At 71.3% G+C, this 18,289-nt stretch carries 13 protein-coding genes; 8 read left to right on the forward strand and 5 right to left on the reverse strand.

The window, feature by feature from the left end; all coding sequences use genetic code 11:
- From AB0B40_RS08505 to AB0B40_RS08515, 3 genes are all read left to right on the forward strand, one after another.
- Positions 1-1,083, forward strand: a 1,083-nt coding sequence (locus AB0B40_RS08505; RefSeq protein ID WP_362263564.1) for a VWA domain-containing protein, incomplete at its 5' end; no start/stop codon positions are given.
- Between the two features lie 156 nt (positions 1,084-1,239).
- The gene (metG, locus tag AB0B40_RS08510) at positions 1,240-2,955 is read left to right on the forward strand and encodes a methionine--tRNA ligase (protein WP_345047362.1); all 1,716 of its coding nucleotides are present in this window, start codon (positions 1,240-1,242) and stop codon (positions 2,953-2,955) included.
- A gap of 194 nt (positions 2,956-3,149) precedes the next feature.
- The gene (locus AB0B40_RS08515; RefSeq protein ID WP_362263565.1) at positions 3,150-3,881 is read left to right on the forward strand and encodes a hypothetical protein; all 732 of its coding nucleotides are present in this window, start codon (positions 3,150-3,152) and stop codon (positions 3,879-3,881) included.
- 91 nt (positions 3,882-3,972) lie between these two features.
- On the opposite strand, the gene aspS is transcribed toward AB0B40_RS08515, so the two are convergent.
- Positions 3,973-5,736, reverse strand: a complete 1,764-nt coding sequence (gene aspS / locus AB0B40_RS08520; RefSeq protein WP_345047359.1) for an aspartate--tRNA ligase — start codon at positions 5,734-5,736, stop codon at positions 3,973-3,975.
- Between the two features lie 177 nt (positions 5,737-5,913).
- Here aspS and AB0B40_RS08525 point away from each other — a divergent pair, with 177 nt between their 5' ends.
- A complete protein-coding gene (locus tag AB0B40_RS08525; protein WP_362263566.1) occupies positions 5,914-8,049 on the forward strand; it encodes a SpoIIE family protein phosphatase in 2,136 nt (711 codons plus the stop codon).
- A 547-nt stretch (positions 8,050-8,596) separates the two neighbouring features.
- On the opposite strand, the gene AB0B40_RS08530 is transcribed toward AB0B40_RS08525, so the two are convergent.
- The 3 genes from AB0B40_RS08530 to AB0B40_RS08540 form a co-directional block, all read right to left on the reverse strand.
- Positions 8,597-9,685, reverse strand: coding sequence for an AI-2E family transporter (locus tag AB0B40_RS08530; RefSeq protein ID WP_345047356.1), 1,089 nt, complete (start codon positions 9,683-9,685; stop codon positions 8,597-8,599).
- Positions 9,686-9,888: 203 nt separating this feature from the next.
- Positions 9,889-10,860, reverse strand: coding sequence for a pirin family protein (locus tag AB0B40_RS08535; protein ID WP_362263567.1), 972 nt, complete (start codon positions 10,858-10,860; stop codon positions 9,889-9,891).
- Positions 10,861-11,008: 148 nt separating this feature from the next.
- Positions 11,009-11,485, reverse strand: coding sequence for an SseB family protein (locus AB0B40_RS08540; RefSeq protein WP_362263568.1), 477 nt, complete (start codon positions 11,483-11,485; stop codon positions 11,009-11,011).
- Between the two features lie 135 nt (positions 11,486-11,620).
- On the opposite strand from AB0B40_RS08540, the gene AB0B40_RS08545 reads away from it, so the two are divergent.
- From AB0B40_RS08545 to AB0B40_RS08560, 4 genes are all read left to right on the forward strand, one after another.
- Positions 11,621-12,379: an alpha/beta fold hydrolase gene (locus AB0B40_RS08545; RefSeq protein ID WP_362263569.1), complete on the forward strand. Its 759-nt coding sequence runs from the start codon at positions 11,621-11,623 to the stop codon at positions 12,377-12,379.
- Positions 12,380-12,511: 132 nt separating this feature from the next.
- Positions 12,512-14,338 (forward strand): acyl-CoA dehydrogenase, encoded by a 1,827-nt coding sequence (locus tag AB0B40_RS08550; protein WP_345047439.1) that lies wholly within the window; start codon positions 12,512-12,514, stop codon positions 14,336-14,338.
- Positions 14,339-14,431: 93 nt separating this feature from the next.
- Positions 14,432-15,730: a M18 family aminopeptidase gene (locus AB0B40_RS08555; protein ID WP_345047350.1), complete on the forward strand. Its 1,299-nt coding sequence runs from the start codon at positions 14,432-14,434 to the stop codon at positions 15,728-15,730.
- A 66-nt stretch (positions 15,731-15,796) separates the two neighbouring features.
- Complete coding sequence (locus tag AB0B40_RS08560; protein WP_161288512.1) at positions 15,797-16,051, forward strand: DUF6458 family protein; 255 nt, start codon at positions 15,797-15,799, stop codon at positions 16,049-16,051.
- Here the strand turns inward: AB0B40_RS08560 and AB0B40_RS08565 are convergent.
- Positions 16,039-17,907: an NHL domain-containing thioredoxin family protein gene (locus AB0B40_RS08565; protein WP_362263570.1), complete on the reverse strand. Its 1,869-nt coding sequence runs from the start codon at positions 17,905-17,907 to the stop codon at positions 16,039-16,041. The two genes, AB0B40_RS08560 and AB0B40_RS08565, sit on opposite strands and share 13 nt — an antisense overlap.
- Positions 17,908-18,289: the final 382 nt, after the last annotated feature.

The raw sequence follows: 18,289 nt of genomic DNA on the forward strand, positions 1-18,289 counted from the left end.
GAGCCGGAGCCGGAGCCGGAGGCAAAGGCCGCGGCGGAGCCGGAGGCAGAGCCGGAGGCAGAGCCGGAGCCGGAGCCGGAGGCAAAGGCCGCGGCGGAGCCGGAGGCAGAGGCAGCGGGCGAAACAGCGGCCGAGCCGGAAGCGGAAGCAGCGAGCGAAGCCGCGGCGGAGCCCGGCGAGACGGCCACCACCCCGTCACCCGCCGACGGCGAGGACGCCCCACAGGGGCCACCCGCGGCCGACGACGAATCCCGCACGGGTGGTGCGGGTGGGAACACGGACGCCGAAGGCGAAGCCGAGGCGAAAACCGAACCCGAACCCGAACCCGAGCCGGAGCGCGAACCCGAGCCTGAGCCGGGTGGTGCGGGTGGGAACACGGACGCCGAAGGCGAAACCGACCCCGGCCGCAAGGCCCAGCCCGCCACCCCGCTCACCCGAGTCCGTACCCGCACCCCCTCCCTCACCACCGCCTACAAGGCCGCCACAGCCGCCCTCAGGAAGACGGACCTCACCGGCACCCGGGCCAAGCTCTACCTCGTACTGGACCGCTCCGCGAGCATGCGCCCGTACTACAAGGACGGCTCCGCCCAGGCCCTCGCCGACCAGACCCTCGCCCTCGCCGCCCACCTCGACCCCGAGGCCACGGTCCACGTCGTCTTCTTCTCCACCGAGGTCGACGGCACCGCCGACCTCACCCTCACCGCCGACCACGAAACCAGGATCGACGACGTGCACGCCGGCCTCGGCCGCATGGGCCGTACCAGCTACCACGCCGCCGTGGAGGCCGTACTCGCCCACTACGAGAAGACCGCGGACCCCGGCACGCCGGCCCTCGTCGTCTTCCAGACCGACGGCGCCCCCGACGCCAAGACCCCCGCCACCCAGGCCCTCACCGCGGCGGCGGAGTCCCACCCCGCCCTGTTCTTCTCCTTCGTCGCCTTCGGCGAGCACGACAACAAGGCCTTCGACTACCTCCGCAAGCTGAAGACCGGCAACACGTCCTTCTTCCACGCGGGCCCCAGCCCCCGCGAGCTGACCGACACCGAGGTGTACGAGGGCGTACTCGCCGCCTGGCGCCCGTGACCACGCACCACACGAGTCACACCGAGTAAGTCACACCGAGTAACGCCTGGGCCGCCCCTTTCCACCCTGTAAAACGGGAAGCGGGCGGCCCACCCGTGTCGGCTACGATTTCAAGGTTCGAAACCGCAGAAAAGCAGCGACCTGGGAGCAGCCACGATGGCTCGACACCTCATCACCAGCGCCCTTCCGTACATCAACGGGATCAAGCACCTGGGCAACATGGTGGGGTCCATGCTCCCGGCGGACGTGTACTCCCGGTACCTCCGCCAGCGCGGGCACGACGTCCTCTACATCTGCGCGACGGACGAGCACGGCACCCCCGCCGAGCTGGCCGCCAAGGAGCAGGGCCTGCCCGTGGCCGAGTTCTGCGCGCAGGCGCACGACGCGCAGAAGGCGGTCTACGACGGCTTCGCGCTCGCGTTCGACTACTTCGGCCGCAGCTCCTCCCCGGAGAACCGGGAGATCACCCAGCACTTCGCCCGCAAGCTGAACGAGAACGGCTTCATCGAGGAACGGGCGATCCGCCAGGTCTACAGCCCGGCCGACGGCCGCTTCCTGCCGGACCGCTATGTCGAGGGCACCTGCCCGCACTGCGGCTACGACAAGGCCCGCGGCGACCAGTGCGAGAACTGCACGCGCGTGCTGGACCCGACCGACCTGATCAACCCGCGCTCGGCGATCTCCGGCTCCACCGACCTGGAGGTCCGCGAGACCAAGCACCTCTTCCTGCTCCAGTCCAAGCTGCAGCACGAGGTCGAGGCCTGGGTCGCCCGGCACGAGGCGGACTGGCCGCAGCTCGCCTCCTCCATCGCCCGCAAGTGGCTGACCGAGGGCCTGCACGACCGGGCCATCACCCGTGACCTGGACTGGGGCGTCCCGGTCCCGGCGGACACCTGGCCGGAGCTGGCGGCCGAGGGCAAGGTGTTCTACGTCTGGTTCGACGCCCCGATCGAGTACATCGGCGCGACGAAGGAGTGGGCCGACCAGGACCCGGACAGCCGGGACTGGAAGTCCTGGTGGTACGAGGCGGACGACACGGTCCGCTACACCGAGTTCATGGCGAAGGACAACGTCCCGTTCCACACCGTGATGTTCCCGGCCACCGAGCTGGGCGTGCGCGAGCCGTGGAAGAAGGTCGACTACGTCAAGGCGTTCAACTGGCTGACGTACTACGGCGGCAAGTTCTCCACCTCGCAGAAGCGGGGCGTCTTCACCGACCAGGCCCTGGCCATCCTGCCCGCCGACTACTGGCGCTACTTCCTGATCGCCAACGCCCCGGAGTCGGACGACGCGTCCTTCACCTGGGAGCACTTCACCGCCACGGTGAACAAGGACCTGGCCGACACCCTCGGCAACTTCGTCAACCGCGTGCTGTCCTTCTCCAGGAAGCGCTTCGGCGAGGAGGTCCCGGCGGGCGGCGAGCCCGGCGAGGCGGAGCGGAAGCTGGGCGAGGAGATCGCCCGCCTCCTCGCCGAGTACGAGGAGCACATGGAGGCCCTCCAGTTCCGCAAGGCCGCCGCGGCCCTGCGTGCCCTGTGGTCGGCCGGCAACTCCTACCTGGAGGAGAAGGCCCCCTGGCTGGAGATCAAGACGGACAAGGAGGGCGCGGCCCTCACCCTGCGTACGGCGATGAACCTCATCCACCTGTACGCGGTGGTCTCCGAGCCGCTGATCCCGGCCAGCTCGGCGGCGATGCGCGGTGCCTTCGCCCTCCCGGACGACACCGCCGCCTGGGTCACCGCCGACGAGGCGAAGGCCCTGGACTCGGTTCCCGCCGGCACCCCGTTCACGGTGCCTCCGGTGCTGTTCGCGAAGCTGACGGACGAGGACCTGGAGACGTACAAGGAGCGCTTCGGCGGCACCGAAGACTGATCGCGCACGCCGAACCGCGTGGAGAGGGCGCCGAGCCGGCCGGGCTCGGCGCCCTCTCGCGTCAGGACGGGCGGGGTGACGGTGATCCGGGCGGTACGCGTGAGAGGGTCCCCTCGTGTGATCTCCGGACTCCGGACACCCCTGTGAACCCCGTCGTCGCGCATGTGTGACAGGAAGCCGGAAAAGATCTTCCCGTGGACATTCCCGAACCCCATCGCAGGCTTCTCGCGGACGCCGTCTCCGCGGCCGGACCCTACGGCCCGGTCCTGGCCGGCGGCTACGCCCTCCAGGCGCACGGACTGCTCCGCCGCCCGCACGCCAACCTGGACCTCGCCACCGAGAGTTCCGAGGCCATGGAGCACATCGCCGCTGCCGTGGGCGCGGCCCTGGAGGCACGGGGACGGCAGGTGCGGCCCGGCGCGGTCACCGCGCGCACCGCACAGCTGACGGTCACCGACCCGCCGACCGGCGAGCCCTGCGCCGTCGCCCTGCACCGGGAGTCCTTCTGGCAGCCGCCGGACCTCACCGGGTACGGTCCGACGCTCTCCCTGGAGGACGCCGTCGGCACGAAGATCCGGGCCCTGTACGACCGGGGCGCGGCCGTCGACCTCATCGACGCGCAGGCCGCCGCGGCCCGGTTCTCGCTGCCCGAACTGGAGGAACTCGGCCGCCGGCACGCCCACGACCCGTTCGACCTGCCCACCCTGCAGTCCCGGCTGACGGGCACGGACTTCTACTCCGACCGCGACTTCGTCCGGTACGGGCTGGACGACGCCCGGATCACCGCCCTGCGCGCCTGGGCCCAGCACTGGTCCGACGACATCGCCGAGCGGCTGCTGGAGGACGGCGCGTCCCCGGACGAGGAACCAGAGGACGAATCCGACGAGGAGCCGGACGAGGACTCCGGAAGCCCGGGTCCGGAATAGCGGTCACCGGGCCCGGAAACGGCTGTGCGCGCCGATCGTCAAGAGCGAGTCAGGACAGATCGGCACGCACGGCCGGGACTTACTTATTTAGTTACTTGGGCTGCGGCTTGCGGATGCTCAGGTGCAGCTCGCGCAGGCGGGACTCCTCCAGCTCGGTCGGCGCGCCCATCATCAGGTCCTGGGCGTTGCCGTTGAGCGGGAAGGCGATCGTCTCGCGGATGTTCGGCTCGTCCGCGAGGAGCATGACGATACGGTCCACGCCCGGGGCGATGCCGCCGTGCGGCGGGGCGCCGAAGCGGAACGCGCGGAGCATGCCGGCGAACTTCTCCTCGACGGTCTCACGGTCGTAACCGGCGATCTCGAAGGCCTTGAGCATGATCTCCGGCTCGTGGTTCCGGATCGCGCCGGAGGACAGCTCGACGCCGTTGCAGACGATGTCGTACTGCCATCCCAGGATGTCCAGCGGGTCCTGGGTCTCCAAGGCCTCCAGGCCGCCCTGCGGCATGGAGAAGGGGTTGTGCGAGAAGTCGATCGCGCCGGTCTCCTCGTCCTTCTCGTACATCGGGAAGTCGACGATCCAGCAGAAACGGAAGACGTTCTCCTCGAAGTGGCCGGCCCGCTTGGCGGCCTCGACGCGGACCGCGCCCATGATCTTCGAGACCTCGTCGAACTCGCCCGCGCCGAAGAAGACGGCGTGGCCGGGGGCGAGCGAGAGCCGCTTGGTCAGCTCGGCGACGTTCTCCTCGGTCAGGAACTTCGCGATCGGGCCGGACAGCGCGCCGTCCTCACCGACGCGGACCCAGGCCAGGCCCCTCGCGCCCAGCGTGACGGCGAAGTCGCCGAGCTGGTCGAAGAACTTGCGCGGCTGGTCCTGGACAGCCGGGACAGGCAGGGCGCGCACGTGCTTTCCGGCGAACGCCTTGAACTCCGAGCCCTCGAAGACATCGGTGATGTCCACCAGCTCCAGCTTGGCGCGCAGGTCCGGCTTGTCGGATCCGTACTTGGCCATCGCCTCGCGGAACGGGATGCGCGGGAACGGGGAGGTGACATGCCGGCCGCCGCCGAACTCCTCGAACAGCTCGGTCATCAGCTGCTCGATCGGCCGGAAGACGTCCTCCTGCTCGACGAAGCTCATCTCGACGTCGAGCTGGTAGAACTCGCCCGGCGAGCGGTCGGCGCGGGCGTCCTCGTCGCGGAAGCAGGGCGCGATCTGGAAGTAGCGGTCGAAGCCGGAGATCATCAGCAGCTGCTTGAACTGCTGCGGGGCCTGCGGGAGCGCGTAGAACTTGCCGGGGTGCAGGCGGGAGGGCACGACGAAGTCGCGGGCGCCCTCGGGGGAGGTGGCGGACAGGATCGGCGTCGCCATCTCGTTGAAGCCCAGCGCCGTCATCTTGTGGCGGATCGCCGAGATGACCGCCGTACGCAGCATGATGTTCCGGTGCATGCGCTCACGGCGCAGGTCCAGGAAGCGGTACTCCAGGCGCCGCTCCTCGTTGACCCCGTCTTCGGCGTTGATGGTGAAGGGCAGGGGCTGTGCCGCGCCGAGCAGCTCGACCTCGGCAACCTCGACCTCGATCTCGCCGGTGGGCAGGTCGGGGTTCACGTTCTCGGTTCCACGTGAAACAACGCGGCCGTCGACACGGACGGTGGACTCCTTGGAGACCTTGTCCAGAGCCTCGTACGCGGGGGTGCCGGGGCGGGCGACCAGCTGCGTGATGCCGTAGTGGTCGCGCAGATCGATGAAGAGGATGCCGCCCAGGTCGCGCCGATTGTGCAGCCAGCCACTCAGCCGGACGTCGGTGCCGACGTCAGAGGCGCGGAGCTGGCCGCAGGTGTGGGACCTGTACCGATGCATCGTCGTTCATCGTCCTTCGTGGTGGGGTTCTCTCCCGCCGGCTCTGCGGACCGGCGGGAACGGGCACGGGGCCCGGACCCGTCAAGGGTACCGGGCACGCCAAGATCGGCGCCCCACCGTTACCGTCCGCCGGAACCAGGGTGGCAGGCTCCCGGCGAATCTTCATAAAGTAGGGCAATGCGCACTGGCGAGCCTCTCCCGTCGGTCGAGGACGTCCTCGCCGCTCTCGCGACCGGGCTGTGGCACTGGGACACGGCCGCCGGGCTGGTCACGGTGGACGCGGAGGCGGCGCGGCTGCTCGGCCTGCCCGCGGAGCCGACCACCCTCACGGAGGCACAGACCCGGGCACGGCTGCACCCGGTCGACTGGAACGAGATCACCGGTGTGGTGCGGCTGGCGGTCGCCGAGAACACCCTCGCCGAGGTGCGCATCCGGGTCACGGACGGCGACGGCGGCATCCTGCGGGTCGTGCGCAGCCGGTCCAAGCCGTCCTACGACCCCGAACGCCAGGGATACGAGCTGATCGGCACCCTCCAGGAGGTGACCGAGCCGACCCCGGGCACGGCAGCCGCCCGCAGCGCGGTCACCGGCGACTGGCGGCGCTCCCGGGAGGCGTTCCTGCTGGACGCGGGCCGCGCCCTGGCCGAGGCGCGGTCCACCGCCGAGGTGCTGCGGGTGGCGGGCGGCCTGTCGATGCCGGGTTTCACCCCGGACGGGCTCGTGGTGTTCGGGGTGGAGGGCGACCGGCTGACGATCACGGGCCAGCACGGACACCAGCCCGGCGACATGAACCCCTTCTCCCACATGCCGCTGGACACCGACTACCCGGCCACCGAGGTGGTCCGCACCGGCCGGGCCGTCTACCTGTCCTCCCCGGAGGAGTACAAGGAGCGCTATCCGGTGACCTGGCCGCTCGCCCAGGTCTTCGGCCGCCGTTCGTGGGCGTTCCTGCCGCTGACGGTCGCCGGGCGCACGATGGGCGCCTGGATGGCCGGCTTCACCTACCCGGTGGCGTTCACGCCCGACGAACGCGCGGTCCTGACCACGGTCGCCCGGATGCTCGCCCAGGCGCTGACCCGGGCCGGTGCCGCCGAGACCGCGCAAGAGCTGACCGACGGCCTCCAGCGCTCCATGCTGCCGTCGCTCGGCCCCGACATCCCGGGGATACAGGTGGCCGCCCGCTACATCCCGACCGGCGGCGGCCTCCAGGTCGGCGGCGACTGGTACGACATGATCCCGCTGCCCTCCGGCCGCTTCGCGCTGGTCATCGGCGACGTCCAGGGCCATGACGTACGCGCGGCCGGGCTCATGGGCCAGCTGCGGATCGCGCTGCGCGCCTACGCCGCCGAGGGGCACCGCCCGGACGCCGTCCTCTCCCGCGCCTCCCGCTTCCTGCACGGTGTCACGCTGGCCTCCGGCGACGACCCCTTGGCCGACCTGCGCTTCGCGACCTGCCTGTACGCGGAGGCCGACCCGGCGACCGGCAGGCTGGAGATCGCCCGGGCCGGGCACCCGGACCCGGTGATCCGGATGGCGGACGGCACGGTGATGATGCGTCCGACGGCGGGCGGACTGCCGCTGGGCATCGACCCGGACGCCGACTACCCGACGACCCGGTTCACTCTCGAACCCGACGAGACGCTGATGCTGTGCACCGACGGCCTGATCGAGACCGGCGGGCACGACATGGAGAGCGGCTGGCGCCGGCTGCGCGCCACGCTGGAGGACCACCAGGGTGACCTGGAGTCCCTGGCCGACGTGCTGGTGCAGGCGGTGCACGGGCCGTCCTCGCACCACACCACCGGCCCGCTGGCCGACCGGCGTGAGGACGACATCGCGCTGCTGCTGCTGTGCCGGCCGGGAGAGGGCTGCGGCTGCGGCGACGCCGTCACGGTACGGCACACGGTACGGCGCACCCTGCTGTCGGTGGCGCAGGACGAGCCGGACCGGATCGCCGAGGCCCGCCAGCACCTGCGCGACCTGCTGCACGACTGGAACTCCGCCGAGCAGGTGGACTCGGCGGTGCTGCTGGTCTCCGAGGTGGTCACCAACGTGCTGGTGCACACCGACGCCGACGCGCTGCTGCTCGCCGAGGTCACCGGTGAGGAGGCCGTGCGGCGGCTGCGGGTGGAGGTCTTCGACACGGGCGACGACCTGCCGCACCGGCGCCGCCCCGGCGAGCTGGCCTCCTCCGGCCGCGGCCTGATGCTGATCGAACACCTCGCGGACGCGTGGGGGGTGGAACCGCGGGGCGAAGGCAAGAGCATCTGGTTCGAACTCTGCGAACCGACGACCACACCGGCCGAGGCGTAACGGGCGGGGGCAGGGCGGCTGAGGGGACAGGGCCGGGGGCACGGAGGTTACGGCAAGGCCCGACGGGGCCCGGCGCCGTCCGGCGACCGGACGGCGCGTGCGGGCGGGGCGTACGCCGACGGGCGTGGGGGGGTGGTGCGCCGGGGCGCGTACGGACACCGGCGGGGTGTGCATACGGACGACGGCAGCGCCTGGGCGGGGCGTGCGCAGGCAGGGGGTGCGGGCGGACGTACGGGACGAGCGGGCAGACGTGTGGGGCGAGCGGGCAGACGTGCGGCCGAGCGAGGGGGATGGCGCTCCGGGGGCGTACGAACACCGGCGGGGCGCCCGTACGGACGCCGGCGGGACGTGCGGGCGGACACCGATGGGACGCGTGGGCGGACACCGACGGGATGGGCTGACGCCGGGGGCCCGGGCGGGGCTGCGGGCGGACGGCGAGGGCGCGTGGGGGGGAGACGGCGACGGCGCGTGGGGGGATGGTGCGTCCGGGGCGCGCCTGCGCCCGGCGGCGGGGCGTAGGGGATGTGCTGCGGGGCGCGGGCGCGTCCTACGGCTGACGTCGGGTGTCGGGGGACGCGCCGGGCGGCGCCCCGTCGGCGGGCTCGGCCGCCTCGCCGTAGCGCTCGCGCAGCTCCGCTCCGACGCCGAAGGCCGCCGCGGTCAGCGGGACCGCGAGGAGCATGCCGAGGATGCCCGCGACGGAGGCGCCCGCGGTGATCGCCAGCATCACCACGGCCGGGTGCATCTGCACGGTCCGGCTCTGGATCGCCGGCTGCAGCACATGGCCCTCCAGCACCTGCACCGCGAGCACCACCCCGAACGCCCACAGCGCGATGACGAACCCCCGGTCGGCGAGTGCGACCAGCACGGCGACCGCGCCGGAGATGAAGGCACCCAGGTAGGGGATGTAGGCGCCGACGAAGACGAGCGCGCCGAGCCCCACCGCGCCGGGCACCCGCAGGACCAGCAGGCCGACGGTGATGCACAGGGCGTCGATGAGGGCGATGACGGTCGTCCCGCGCATGAACCCCTCCACCCCGGCGAAGGCCCGCCGGGCGATGGCCTCCAGGGTGTCGGCGGTGTCGCCGGGCGCGAGGGAGCGCAGGGCCGCCATGGCCCGGTGGGAGTCACGCAGGAAGAAGAAGACGAGCAGCAGCGCGAGCACGGCCATCGCGATGCTCTCGGCGACGACGCTGACGCCGCTGATGACGTTGGACGCGGCCGTTGCGCCGAACTTGCCCAGCAGCTCGCGCGCCTTGGCGGCGAGGTCGTCCAGCCCGGTCCCGGCGGACCCGAAGTGCCGCGCGACGCCCTTGGCCGCCGCCCGCAGCGAGGCGATGATCTGCCCGCCGCTGTTGATGAGCGCGGCGACGACGATGTAGACGGCACCGCCGACGACTGCCAGGACGGCGACGCAGGTGAGCCCGGCCGCCACCGACCGCTGCACCCCCCTGCGCACCAGCCACCGGTACAGCGGCCCCAGCAGCGCCGTACCGAGCAGAGCCAGCAGCACCGGCGTGACGGCCGTACGCAGCTCCCCGCACAGCCGCACCCCGATCCAGCCGACCCCCGCGACGAGCAGCAGCACGGCGCACCAGGCGGCGAGCCGGCGAACGGGTTCGGGCAGCAGACGCACGACTCCAGCCGATCACGAACCCCGCCGGCTGTCCTGCCGCGCGAGGCCGGGCGGGTGAGAAGGAGGCGGGAACGCCTGCCGCCGGACGGGTCTCACCTTCCGCGGACCGGACGTCTCGCTCTACGACGGCACGCGCTCGGCCGGCGAACCGGCTCTCTTCCGGTACCCGGCCGGTGCGCTGACCGGCCGGGTACCGGGAAGACTCAGAGTCCGCCCTCGGTCATCCCGTGCACCGCCGGGACCGTGCCCAGCCGGCCCTTCTGGTAGTCCTCGAATGCCTGCATCAGCTCGTCCTTGGTGTTCATGACGAACGGGCCGTAGTGGGCCATCGGCTCGCGGATGGGCTGTCCGCCGAGGAGGACGACCTCCAGGTCCGGGGTGTGGGAGTCCTGCCGCTCGTCCGCGCGGACGGTCAGCGAGGAGCCGGCGCCGAAGACGGCCGTCTGGCCCGTGTGGACCGGGCGGCGCTCGCTGCCGACGCTGCCGCGGCCCGCGAGGACGTACGCCAGGCCGTTGAAGTCCGCCCGCCAGGGGAGCGTGATCTCGGCACCCGGGGCGATCGTCGCGTGGATCATCGTGATCGGCGTGTGCGTGATGCCCGGGCCCTGGTGACCGTCCAGCTCGCCGGCGATGACGCGCAGGAGCGCGCCGCCGTCGGGGGTGGTGAGCAGTTGGACGTTGCCCCCGCGGATGTCCTGGTAGCGCGGGGCCATCATCTTGTCCTTGGCGGGGAGGTTCACCCACAGCTGGAGGCCGTGGAAGAGGCCGCCGGACACGACCAGGGACTCCGGCGGGGCCTCGATGTGCAGCAGGCCGGAGCCCGCGGTCATCCACTGGGTGTCGCCGTTGGTGATGGTGCCGCCGCCGCCGTTGGAGTCCTGGTGGTCGAAGGTCCCGTCGATGATGTAGGTGACGGTCTCGAAGCCGCGGTGGGGGTGCCAGGGGGTGCCCTTGGGCTCACCCGGCGCGTACTCCACCTCACCCATCTGGTCCATCATGATGAACGGGTCGAGGTGACGGTAGTTGATCCCGGCGAACGCCCGGCGCACCGGGAAGCCCTCACCCTCGAAACCGCTCGGGGCGGTCGTGACGGTGAGCACGGGGCGTGCCACGGCGTCGGTGGGAGCGGTCACGCGGGGCAGCGTCAACGGGTTCTCGACGGTCACTGCAGGCATGGTGGGAACCTCCTTGGTACGCCCACATTAGTTGAGCGTTGAACTTCCTGCCAGCCCTAACGAAGAAAGCCCGGAGGTAATTCCCCCGGGCCACCCCTACGGACCACGCCGGCACGGTGGTCGACCCCCGGCGACGGAAGGGACGGACTCAGCCGCCGTACATCCGGCGCATCGCGAAGTCCACCATCTGCTCGACCGCCTTCGCGTCGAACACCATCCGGTGCTCACCCTCCATGTCCAGGACGAAGCCGTAGCCGGTCGGCAGCAGGTCGATCACCTCCGCGCCGGTGATGACGAAGTACTTGGACTCCTTGCCCGCGTACCGGCGCAGCTCCTTGAGCGAGGTGAACATCGGGATCACCGGCTGCTGGGTGTTGTGCAGGGCGAGGAAGCCGGGGCTGTCGCCGCGCGGGCAGTACACCTTCGACGTGGCGAAGATCTGCTGGAAGTCCTCGGCGGCCATCTGGCCCGTGGTGAAGGCACGCACCGCGTCCGCGAGGGAGGGCGGTGACGGCTCCGGGTAGAGCGGCGGCTGCTGGCCGTACCCGCCGACACCGCCCGGCATCTGCTGCTGCGGCGGGGCGTACTGCTGCTGAGCACCCACGTTCTGGTCGTAGCCGTACATGGCGCAAGCGTACCGACAGCTCCGCCCCGGGCGGGCGCCCGGGAAACTTATGTAGCGGTCGCTAGGGAATTGGGGTACGGTTTTTGTATCGGCCGCTACAGATGGCGGCCGTTCCGTACGCCCCGGGGGTGCCCCATGACCATGTCCGGCTCCAGCACCGACTCCCGCCCCTTCCTGCTCCTCGCGCACGGCGCGGGCGGCTCGACCGCGGCCAACTACGGCCCGGTCATGGACCGGTTGACGAGCCGGTACGCGGTGGTCGGCGTCGACTGGCCGGGCGCGGGCGGCACTCCACGCGCCACCGGCCCGCTGGACCTGGACGCGCTGGCCGACCAGCTGCTCCTCGCCGCCGACGCGGCCGGGGCACGGCGGTTCGCCGTCTCGGGATACTCACTGGGCGGGGCGGTGGCGCTCCGGCTGGCCGCCCGGCACCCGGAGCGGGTGACCTCGCTCGTCCTGACCGCGCCGTTCGCCCGCGCCGACACCGGACTCCGGCTGGCCGCCCGGGTGTGGCGGGGGCTCGCCGAGGCCGGCGAGCAGGACATGCTCGGGCGGTTCCTGCTCGCGCGCGCCCTGAGCCCGGCCGCCCTGGACGCGATGACCCCGCAGGAGGTGGAGGCGGCCGTGCGGGAGACGGGGGCGGGCGCCCCGGCGGGCACTCCGGAGCAGGTGGAGCTGGTGGAGCGGCTGGACGTGACCGCGGACCTGGCCCGGATCGGCGCACCCGCACTGGTCGTCTCACCTGCCGACGACTCCCTGGTGCCGCCCCGGCTGCACCGGGCGGTGGCGGCGGGGATACGGGGAGCCCGGCTGGTGGAGATACCGGGCGGTCACCTTCCCTTTGCCGAACAGCCGGACCGGTGGGCGACGCTGCTCACGGGCGCGCGGGAGTAGACCCTTCTCACACTTGGCCGGGCAGGGGTTGCTTCTTATTACCGACGGGTAGCATCATCATTGCTACTTGTTGGTACGTGAACTAGGTGCGAGGAGTCAGTGCCTCGCCGATCCCTCTACGGAGCCGTCGCCATGGGGCACTACAAGTCCAATCTCCGCGACATCGAGTTCAACCTCTTCGAGGTACTGGGGCGCGACAAGGTGTACGGCACCGGCCCCTTCGAGGAGATGGACGTCGAGACCGCCAAGAGCGTCCTGGAGGAGCTGACCCGCCTCTCCGAGAACGAGCTGGCCGAGTCCTTCGCCGACGCCGACCGCAACCCGCCGGTCTTCGACCCGGAGACCAACACCGCGCCCGTCCCGGCGTCCTTCAAGAAGAGCTACCAGGCCTTCATGGACTCGGAGTACTGGCGGCTCGGCCTGCCCGAGGAGATCGGCGGCACCACCTCGCCGCGCTCCCTCATCTGGGCCTACGCCGAGCTGATCCTGGGCGCCAACCCGGCCGTGTGGATGTACTCCTCCGGCCCCGCGTTCGCCGGCATCCTCTTCGAGGAGGGCAACGAGGTCCAGAAGCACATAGCCAAGGTCGCCACCGAGAAGCAGTGGGGCTCCACCATGGTCCTCACCGAGCCGGACGCCGGCTCGGACGTGGGCGCCGGCCGCACCAAGGCCGTGCAGCAGGAGGACGGCTCCTGGCACATCGAGGGCGTGAAGCGCTTCATCACCTCCGGTGAGCACGACATGTCGGAGAACATCCTCCACTACGTGCTCGCGCGTCCCGAGGGCGCCGGCCCCGGCACCAAGGGCCTGTCCCTCTTCCTCGTCCCGAAGTACCTCTTCGACTTCGAGACCGGCGAGCTGGGCGAGCGCAACGGCGTCTACGCCACCAACGTCGAGCACAAGATGGGCCTGAAGGCCTCCAACACGTGCGAGATGACCTTCGGCGACAAGCACCCCGCCAAGGGCTGGCTGATCGGCGACAAGCACGACGGCATCCGCCAGATGTTCCGCATCATCGAGTTCGCCCGCATGATGGTCGGCACGAAGGCGATCTCCACGCTGTCCACCGGCTACCTGAACGCGCTGGAGTACGCCAAGGAGCGCGTGCAGGGCCCGGACCTGGCCAACTTCATGGACAAGACCGCACCCAAGGTCACCATCACCCACCACCCCGACGTGCGCCGCTCGCTGATCACGCAGAAGGCGTACGCGGAGGGCATGCGCGCCCTCGTCCTCTACACCGCCTCCATCCAGGACGCCATCCAGCTCAAGGAGGCGAACGGCGAGGACGCCTCCGCCGAGGAGGCGCTGAACGACCTGCTCCTGCCCATCGTCAAGGGCTACGGCTCCGAGAAGGGCTACGAGCAGCTCGCCCAGTCGCTGCAGACCTTCGGCGGCTCCGGCTTCCTCCAGGAGTACCCGATCGAGCAGTACATCCGGGATTCCAAGATCGACACCCTGTACGAGGGCACCACGGCGATCCAGGGCCAGGACTTCTTCTTCCGGAAGATCGTCCGCAACCAGGGTGCCGCGCTGAACTCCCTCGCCGAGGACATCAAGAAGTTCCTGGCGCTCGGCACCGGCGGCGAGGAGCTGGCCGGCGCCCGCGAGCACCTGGCGAAGGCGGCCGTGGAGCTGGAGGCGATCGTCGGCCTGATGCTGACCGACCTCGCCGCCACCGAGCAGGACACCAAGAACATCTACAAGGTCGGCCTGAACACCACCCGCCTGCTGCTGGCCTCCGGTGACGTCGTCGTCGGCTACCTGCTCCTCAAGGGCGCCGCGATCGCCGCCGAGAAGCTGACCACGGCCTCTGCCAGGGACAAGGCGTTCTACACCGGCAAGATCGCCGCGGCGAAGTTCTTCGCGGCGAACGTCCTGCCGGGCGTCACGCTCGCCCGCAAGATCGCCTCGGGCGTCGAGCTGGACCTGATGGAACTGGACGAGGCCGCTTTCTAAAGGTTCAGACGTTTACGGACGTCCCCGTCGATTCCTGTCACGGGCCCGCTCCTTTCCGGGAGCGGGCCCGTACACGTCGTTAAGGTGAATCCCATGAGCGCAGCAGCCCGCTTCGACCGCGGCCACACCGACGACCTGATGTCCTTCCTGGCGGCCGGGCCGTCGCCGTACCACGCCGTGGCGAACACCGCCGAGCGGCTGGAGAAGGCAGGGTTCCGTCAGGTGGCGGAGACGGACGCCTGGGACGGGACGCACGGCGGCCGGTACGTGCTGCGCGGCGGCGCGATCGTTGCCTGGTACGTGCCCGAGGGCGCCGAGCCGCACACGCCGTTCCACATCATCGGCGCGCACACCGACTCGCCGAGCCTGCGGGTCAAGCCGCGCCCGGACAGCGGGGCGCACGGCTGGCGCCAGGTCGCCGTGGAGATCTACGGCGGCCCGCTGCTCAACTCATGGCTGGACCGGGATCTCGGCCTGGCCGGCCGGCTGACCCTGCGCGACGGCTCCTCGGTCCTGGTGAACGTGGACCGGCCGCTGCTGCGGGTGCCGCAGCTCGCCATCCACCTGGACCGTTCGGTCAGCGCGGAGGGACTCAAGCTCGACAAGCAGCGGCACATGCAGCCGGTGTGGGGCCTCGGCGACGATGTGCTGGAGGGCGATCTCATCGCCTTCCTGGAGCGGGAATCCGGGCTGGCGGCGGGCTCGGTGGCCGGCTGGGACCTGATGGCGCACCCGGTGGAGCCGCCGGCCTACCTCGGCCGGGACCGGGAGCTGGTCGCCGGTCCGCGGATGGACAACCTGCTGTCCGTGCACGCCGGCGCCGCCGCCCTCGCCGCCGTTGCAACCTCCGGCACCCCCCTGACCCGCATCCCCGTACTGGCCGCCTTCGACCACGAGGAGAACGGCTCCCAGTCGGACACCGGCGCGGACGGCCCGCTGCTCGGCACGGTGCTGGAGCGCTCGGTCCTCGCGCGCGGGGGGTCGTACGAGGACCGGGCCCGCTCCTTCGCCGACTCGGTCTGTCTGTCCTCCGACACGGGCCACGCCGTGCACCCCAACTACGGCGAGCGGCACGACCCGACGCACCACCCGCGGGTCAACGGCGGCCCGATCCTCAAGGTCAACGTCAACAACCGCTACGCCACGGACGGTTCGGGCCGCGCGGTGTTCGCCGCGGCCTGCGAGAAGGCGAACGTCCCCTTCCAGACCTTCGTCTCGAACAACTCCATGCCGTGCGGCACCACCATCGGCCCCATCACCGCGGCCCGGCACGGCATCCGCACCGTCGACATCGGCGTCGCCATCCTCTCCATGCACAGTGTGCGTGAACTGTGCGGCGCCGACGACCCGTTCCTGCTGGCGAACGCCCTGACGGCCTTCCTGGAGGGCTAGTTCGGCTTTCGCCGGGTACCCGGACGGCACCGGAGGTTCCGGAACCGGAAGGGGAGGCGAAGCCTCATGGGGCTCGGCGGATGCATCATCCTGATAGCCGTGGGGGCCATCCTCACGTTCGCGACGGACTGGCACATGCACGGCGTCAACGTCACCGTCGTCGGCCTGATCCTGATGGCCGTGGGCCTGATCGGCGTCGCGACGTTCAGCGGAATCGCCCGGCGCCGCCGTGTGGTGGTGCCGCCGACGACGCCGGTCGTCGAGGAGGAACCGCACCACCACCACCGTGTCGACGGCTACTCCGACGGCTACGGCGTCTGAGGCGCCGCCTCCCGCTCGTCCATGCCCGCCAGCACGAGCGGCAGGCGGTCCGCCCCGCCCTCGGTGAGGCGGACCGGGACGCCCCAGTCCTGCTGGTGGACGTGGCAGGCGGGGTACTCGTTGGCAGGGTCGTCGTCGCAGCTCGCGGCCATCGCGGAGACGTGCAGGACGCCCTCCGGGACGGCCGGGTCCAGCTCCAGCTCGCGGGACAGGTCCGTGTCCGCTCCCGCGCCCTTGAGCAGCAGCTCGGGCGGGGTGGAGGAGACCAGCAGCCTGGTCGAGGGGCCGTAGCGGGTGTCGAGCTTCTGCCCCGTGGGCGCCTGGAAGATCACGTCGAGGCTGAGGCGCCCGGGGGCGACCTCGGTGGCCGCCCGGCGGGTGCGGTGGGCCACCGACTCCACCCGCACCGCCTCCTCGGGCAGACGCAGGCGGGTCAGCCGGTGCCGGGCCGACTCCACGACCACGATGTCCTCGCCGACGAGGACGGCGTCGCTGGGCTCGCGCAGATCGGTGGCCAGCGTGGTGACCTCGCCGGTGGCGGGGTCGTAGCGGCGCAGGGCGTGGTTGTAGGTGTCGGCGACGGCGACCGAGCCGTCCGGCAGGGCGGTGACGCCCAGCGGGTGCTGCAGGAGAGCCTGGTCCGCGGCACCGTCGCGGTGGCCGAAGTCGAACAGGCCGGTACCGACGGCGGTGTGCACCTGCCCGTCCGGGTCCACCCAGCGCAGGGCGCTCGTCTCGGAGTCGGCGAGCCACAGCCGGCCGGCGGTGGCAGCCAGGCCGGAGGGCTGGGCGAACCACGCCTCGGCACCGGGTCCGTCCACCAGTCCCTCGTTGGTGGTGCCGGCCGCCACGGCGACGGTCCCCGTGGCCGGGTCGTACGTCCACAGCTGGTGGACGCCCGCCATCGCGATCCAGACCTTGCCGCCGAAGAGCGCCACGTCCCAGGGTGAGGAGAGGTCGACCTCGCGGGCCGGGCCGGACGTCGCCGACCCCTGCCACCACTGCCTGCCGGTGCCGGCCAGGGTGGTCACCTCGCCCGTGGCGAGGTCCAGCCGGCGCAGGGCGTGGTTGACGGTGTCGGCGACCACCACCGAGCCGTCGTCGAGGAGCGCGAGACCCTGCGGCTCGTTGAAGGCCGCCTCCCGGGGGCCGCCGTCGGCCAGCCCGCGCGTGCCCGAGCCGAGGCGCCGTACGACGGTCTCGGCGTCCTCGGCCAGCTCCACCAGCTGGTGCCGGGTGGTGTCGCTGACCAGGAAGTTCCCCGACGGCAGCAGCAGCGCCTTGCCGGGGAACCGCAGGGTGGTCGGCTCCGGCTCCGGCGGCACGTAGGGGCCGTCACCGCGGCGCAGGGTGCCCTTCGCCGCGTGCTCGGCCTCCAGCTCCTCGACCAGGCGCTCGATGGCGTGCGCGTGTCCCTCGCCCGCGTGCTGGGCGACGACGTACCCCTCGGGGTCGATCACCACGAGAGTCGGCCAGGCCCGCACCGCGTACTGCTTCCAGGTGGCCAGATCCGGGTCGTCCAGGACCGGGTGGGCCACGCCGTAGCGCTCCACGGCGTCCACGACCGCCTGGTGCTCGGCCTCGTGCACGAACTTCGGCGAGTGCACCCCGATCACCACGAGCGTGTCCCGGTGCTTCTCCTCCAGCTCGCGCAGCTCGTCCAGGACGTGCAGGCAGTTGATGCAGCAGAAGGTCCAGAAGTCGAGGATCAATGTGCGACCTCGGAAGTCGGCGAGCTTCAGGTCCTTCCCGCCGGTGTTGATCCAGCCGCCCTTGCCGACCAGCTCGGGGGCACGGACTCGGGCACGCTTGCGGGGTGCGGGCGCAGGGGTGGGCGCCGGGGCAGCATCGTTCATGTTTCAAGCTTGCCATTGGCCCATGAACACCGGGTCACGGCCGTACGACGCCGTTCCCTCGCAGCTATGGGATCCGCTCCACCACGGCAACCTCCGAAAATCCCGGAGGTAGGTCATATGCCCGGTCCGGCCAGTGAACCGACCGCCGGTAGGGGCTCTGGATCGGTTCGCAGCGGCAGCTCTACCGGTAGCCCGAGACCAGCTCGAATCAGGGGTGCCGAGTGCGAAGGCTCGTGGTGCTGCGCTGCCCTCCGGGCGGCGTCATGGGGCGTTCGGCGGGCTTTGCAGGGCCTTGACGCTGTCGCTCTCGCGCCTTCAGCGGTCGATATGCGCATGCCGGCCCTCCGATGGCCCCGAACTTGAAGAGGTAACGGGCTTCGAC

This window comes from Streptomyces sp. NPDC042638 (assembly GCF_040647235.1).
GTDB classification, from domain to species: Bacteria; Actinomycetota; Actinomycetes; order Streptomycetales; family Streptomycetaceae; genus Streptomyces; species Streptomyces rameus.

Excerpts from the sequence above, each read along its gene's own strand:
- AB0B40_RS08525 (WP_362263566.1), top strand. The coding sequence starts at position 5,914 with ATGCGCACTGGCGAGCCTCTCCCGTCGGTCGAGGACGTCCTCGCCGCT.
- AB0B40_RS08555 (WP_345047350.1), top strand. The coding sequence starts at position 14,432 with ATGAGCGCAGCAGCCCGCTTCGACCGCGGCCACACCGACGACCTGATG.
- AB0B40_RS08565 (WP_362263570.1), bottom strand. The coding sequence starts at position 17,907 with ATGAACGATGCTGCCCCGGCGCCCACCCCTGCGCCCGCACCCCGCAAG.
- metG (WP_345047362.1), top strand. The coding sequence starts at position 1,240 with ATGGCTCGACACCTCATCACCAGCGCCCTTCCGTACATCAACGGGATC.
- AB0B40_RS08535 (WP_362263567.1), bottom strand. The coding sequence starts at position 10,860 with ATGCCTGCAGTGACCGTCGAGAACCCGTTGACGCTGCCCCGCGTGACC.
- AB0B40_RS08550 (WP_345047439.1), top strand. The coding sequence starts at position 12,512 with ATGGGGCACTACAAGTCCAATCTCCGCGACATCGAGTTCAACCTCTTC.
- AB0B40_RS08540 (WP_362263568.1), bottom strand. The coding sequence starts at position 11,485 with ATGTACGGCTACGACCAGAACGTGGGTGCTCAGCAGCAGTACGCCCCG.
- AB0B40_RS08545 (WP_362263569.1), top strand. The coding sequence starts at position 11,621 with ATGACCATGTCCGGCTCCAGCACCGACTCCCGCCCCTTCCTGCTCCTC.
- aspS (WP_345047359.1), bottom strand. The coding sequence starts at position 5,736 with ATGCATCGGTACAGGTCCCACACCTGCGGCCAGCTCCGCGCCTCTGAC.
- AB0B40_RS08560 (WP_161288512.1), top strand. The coding sequence starts at position 15,797 with ATGGGGCTCGGCGGATGCATCATCCTGATAGCCGTGGGGGCCATCCTC.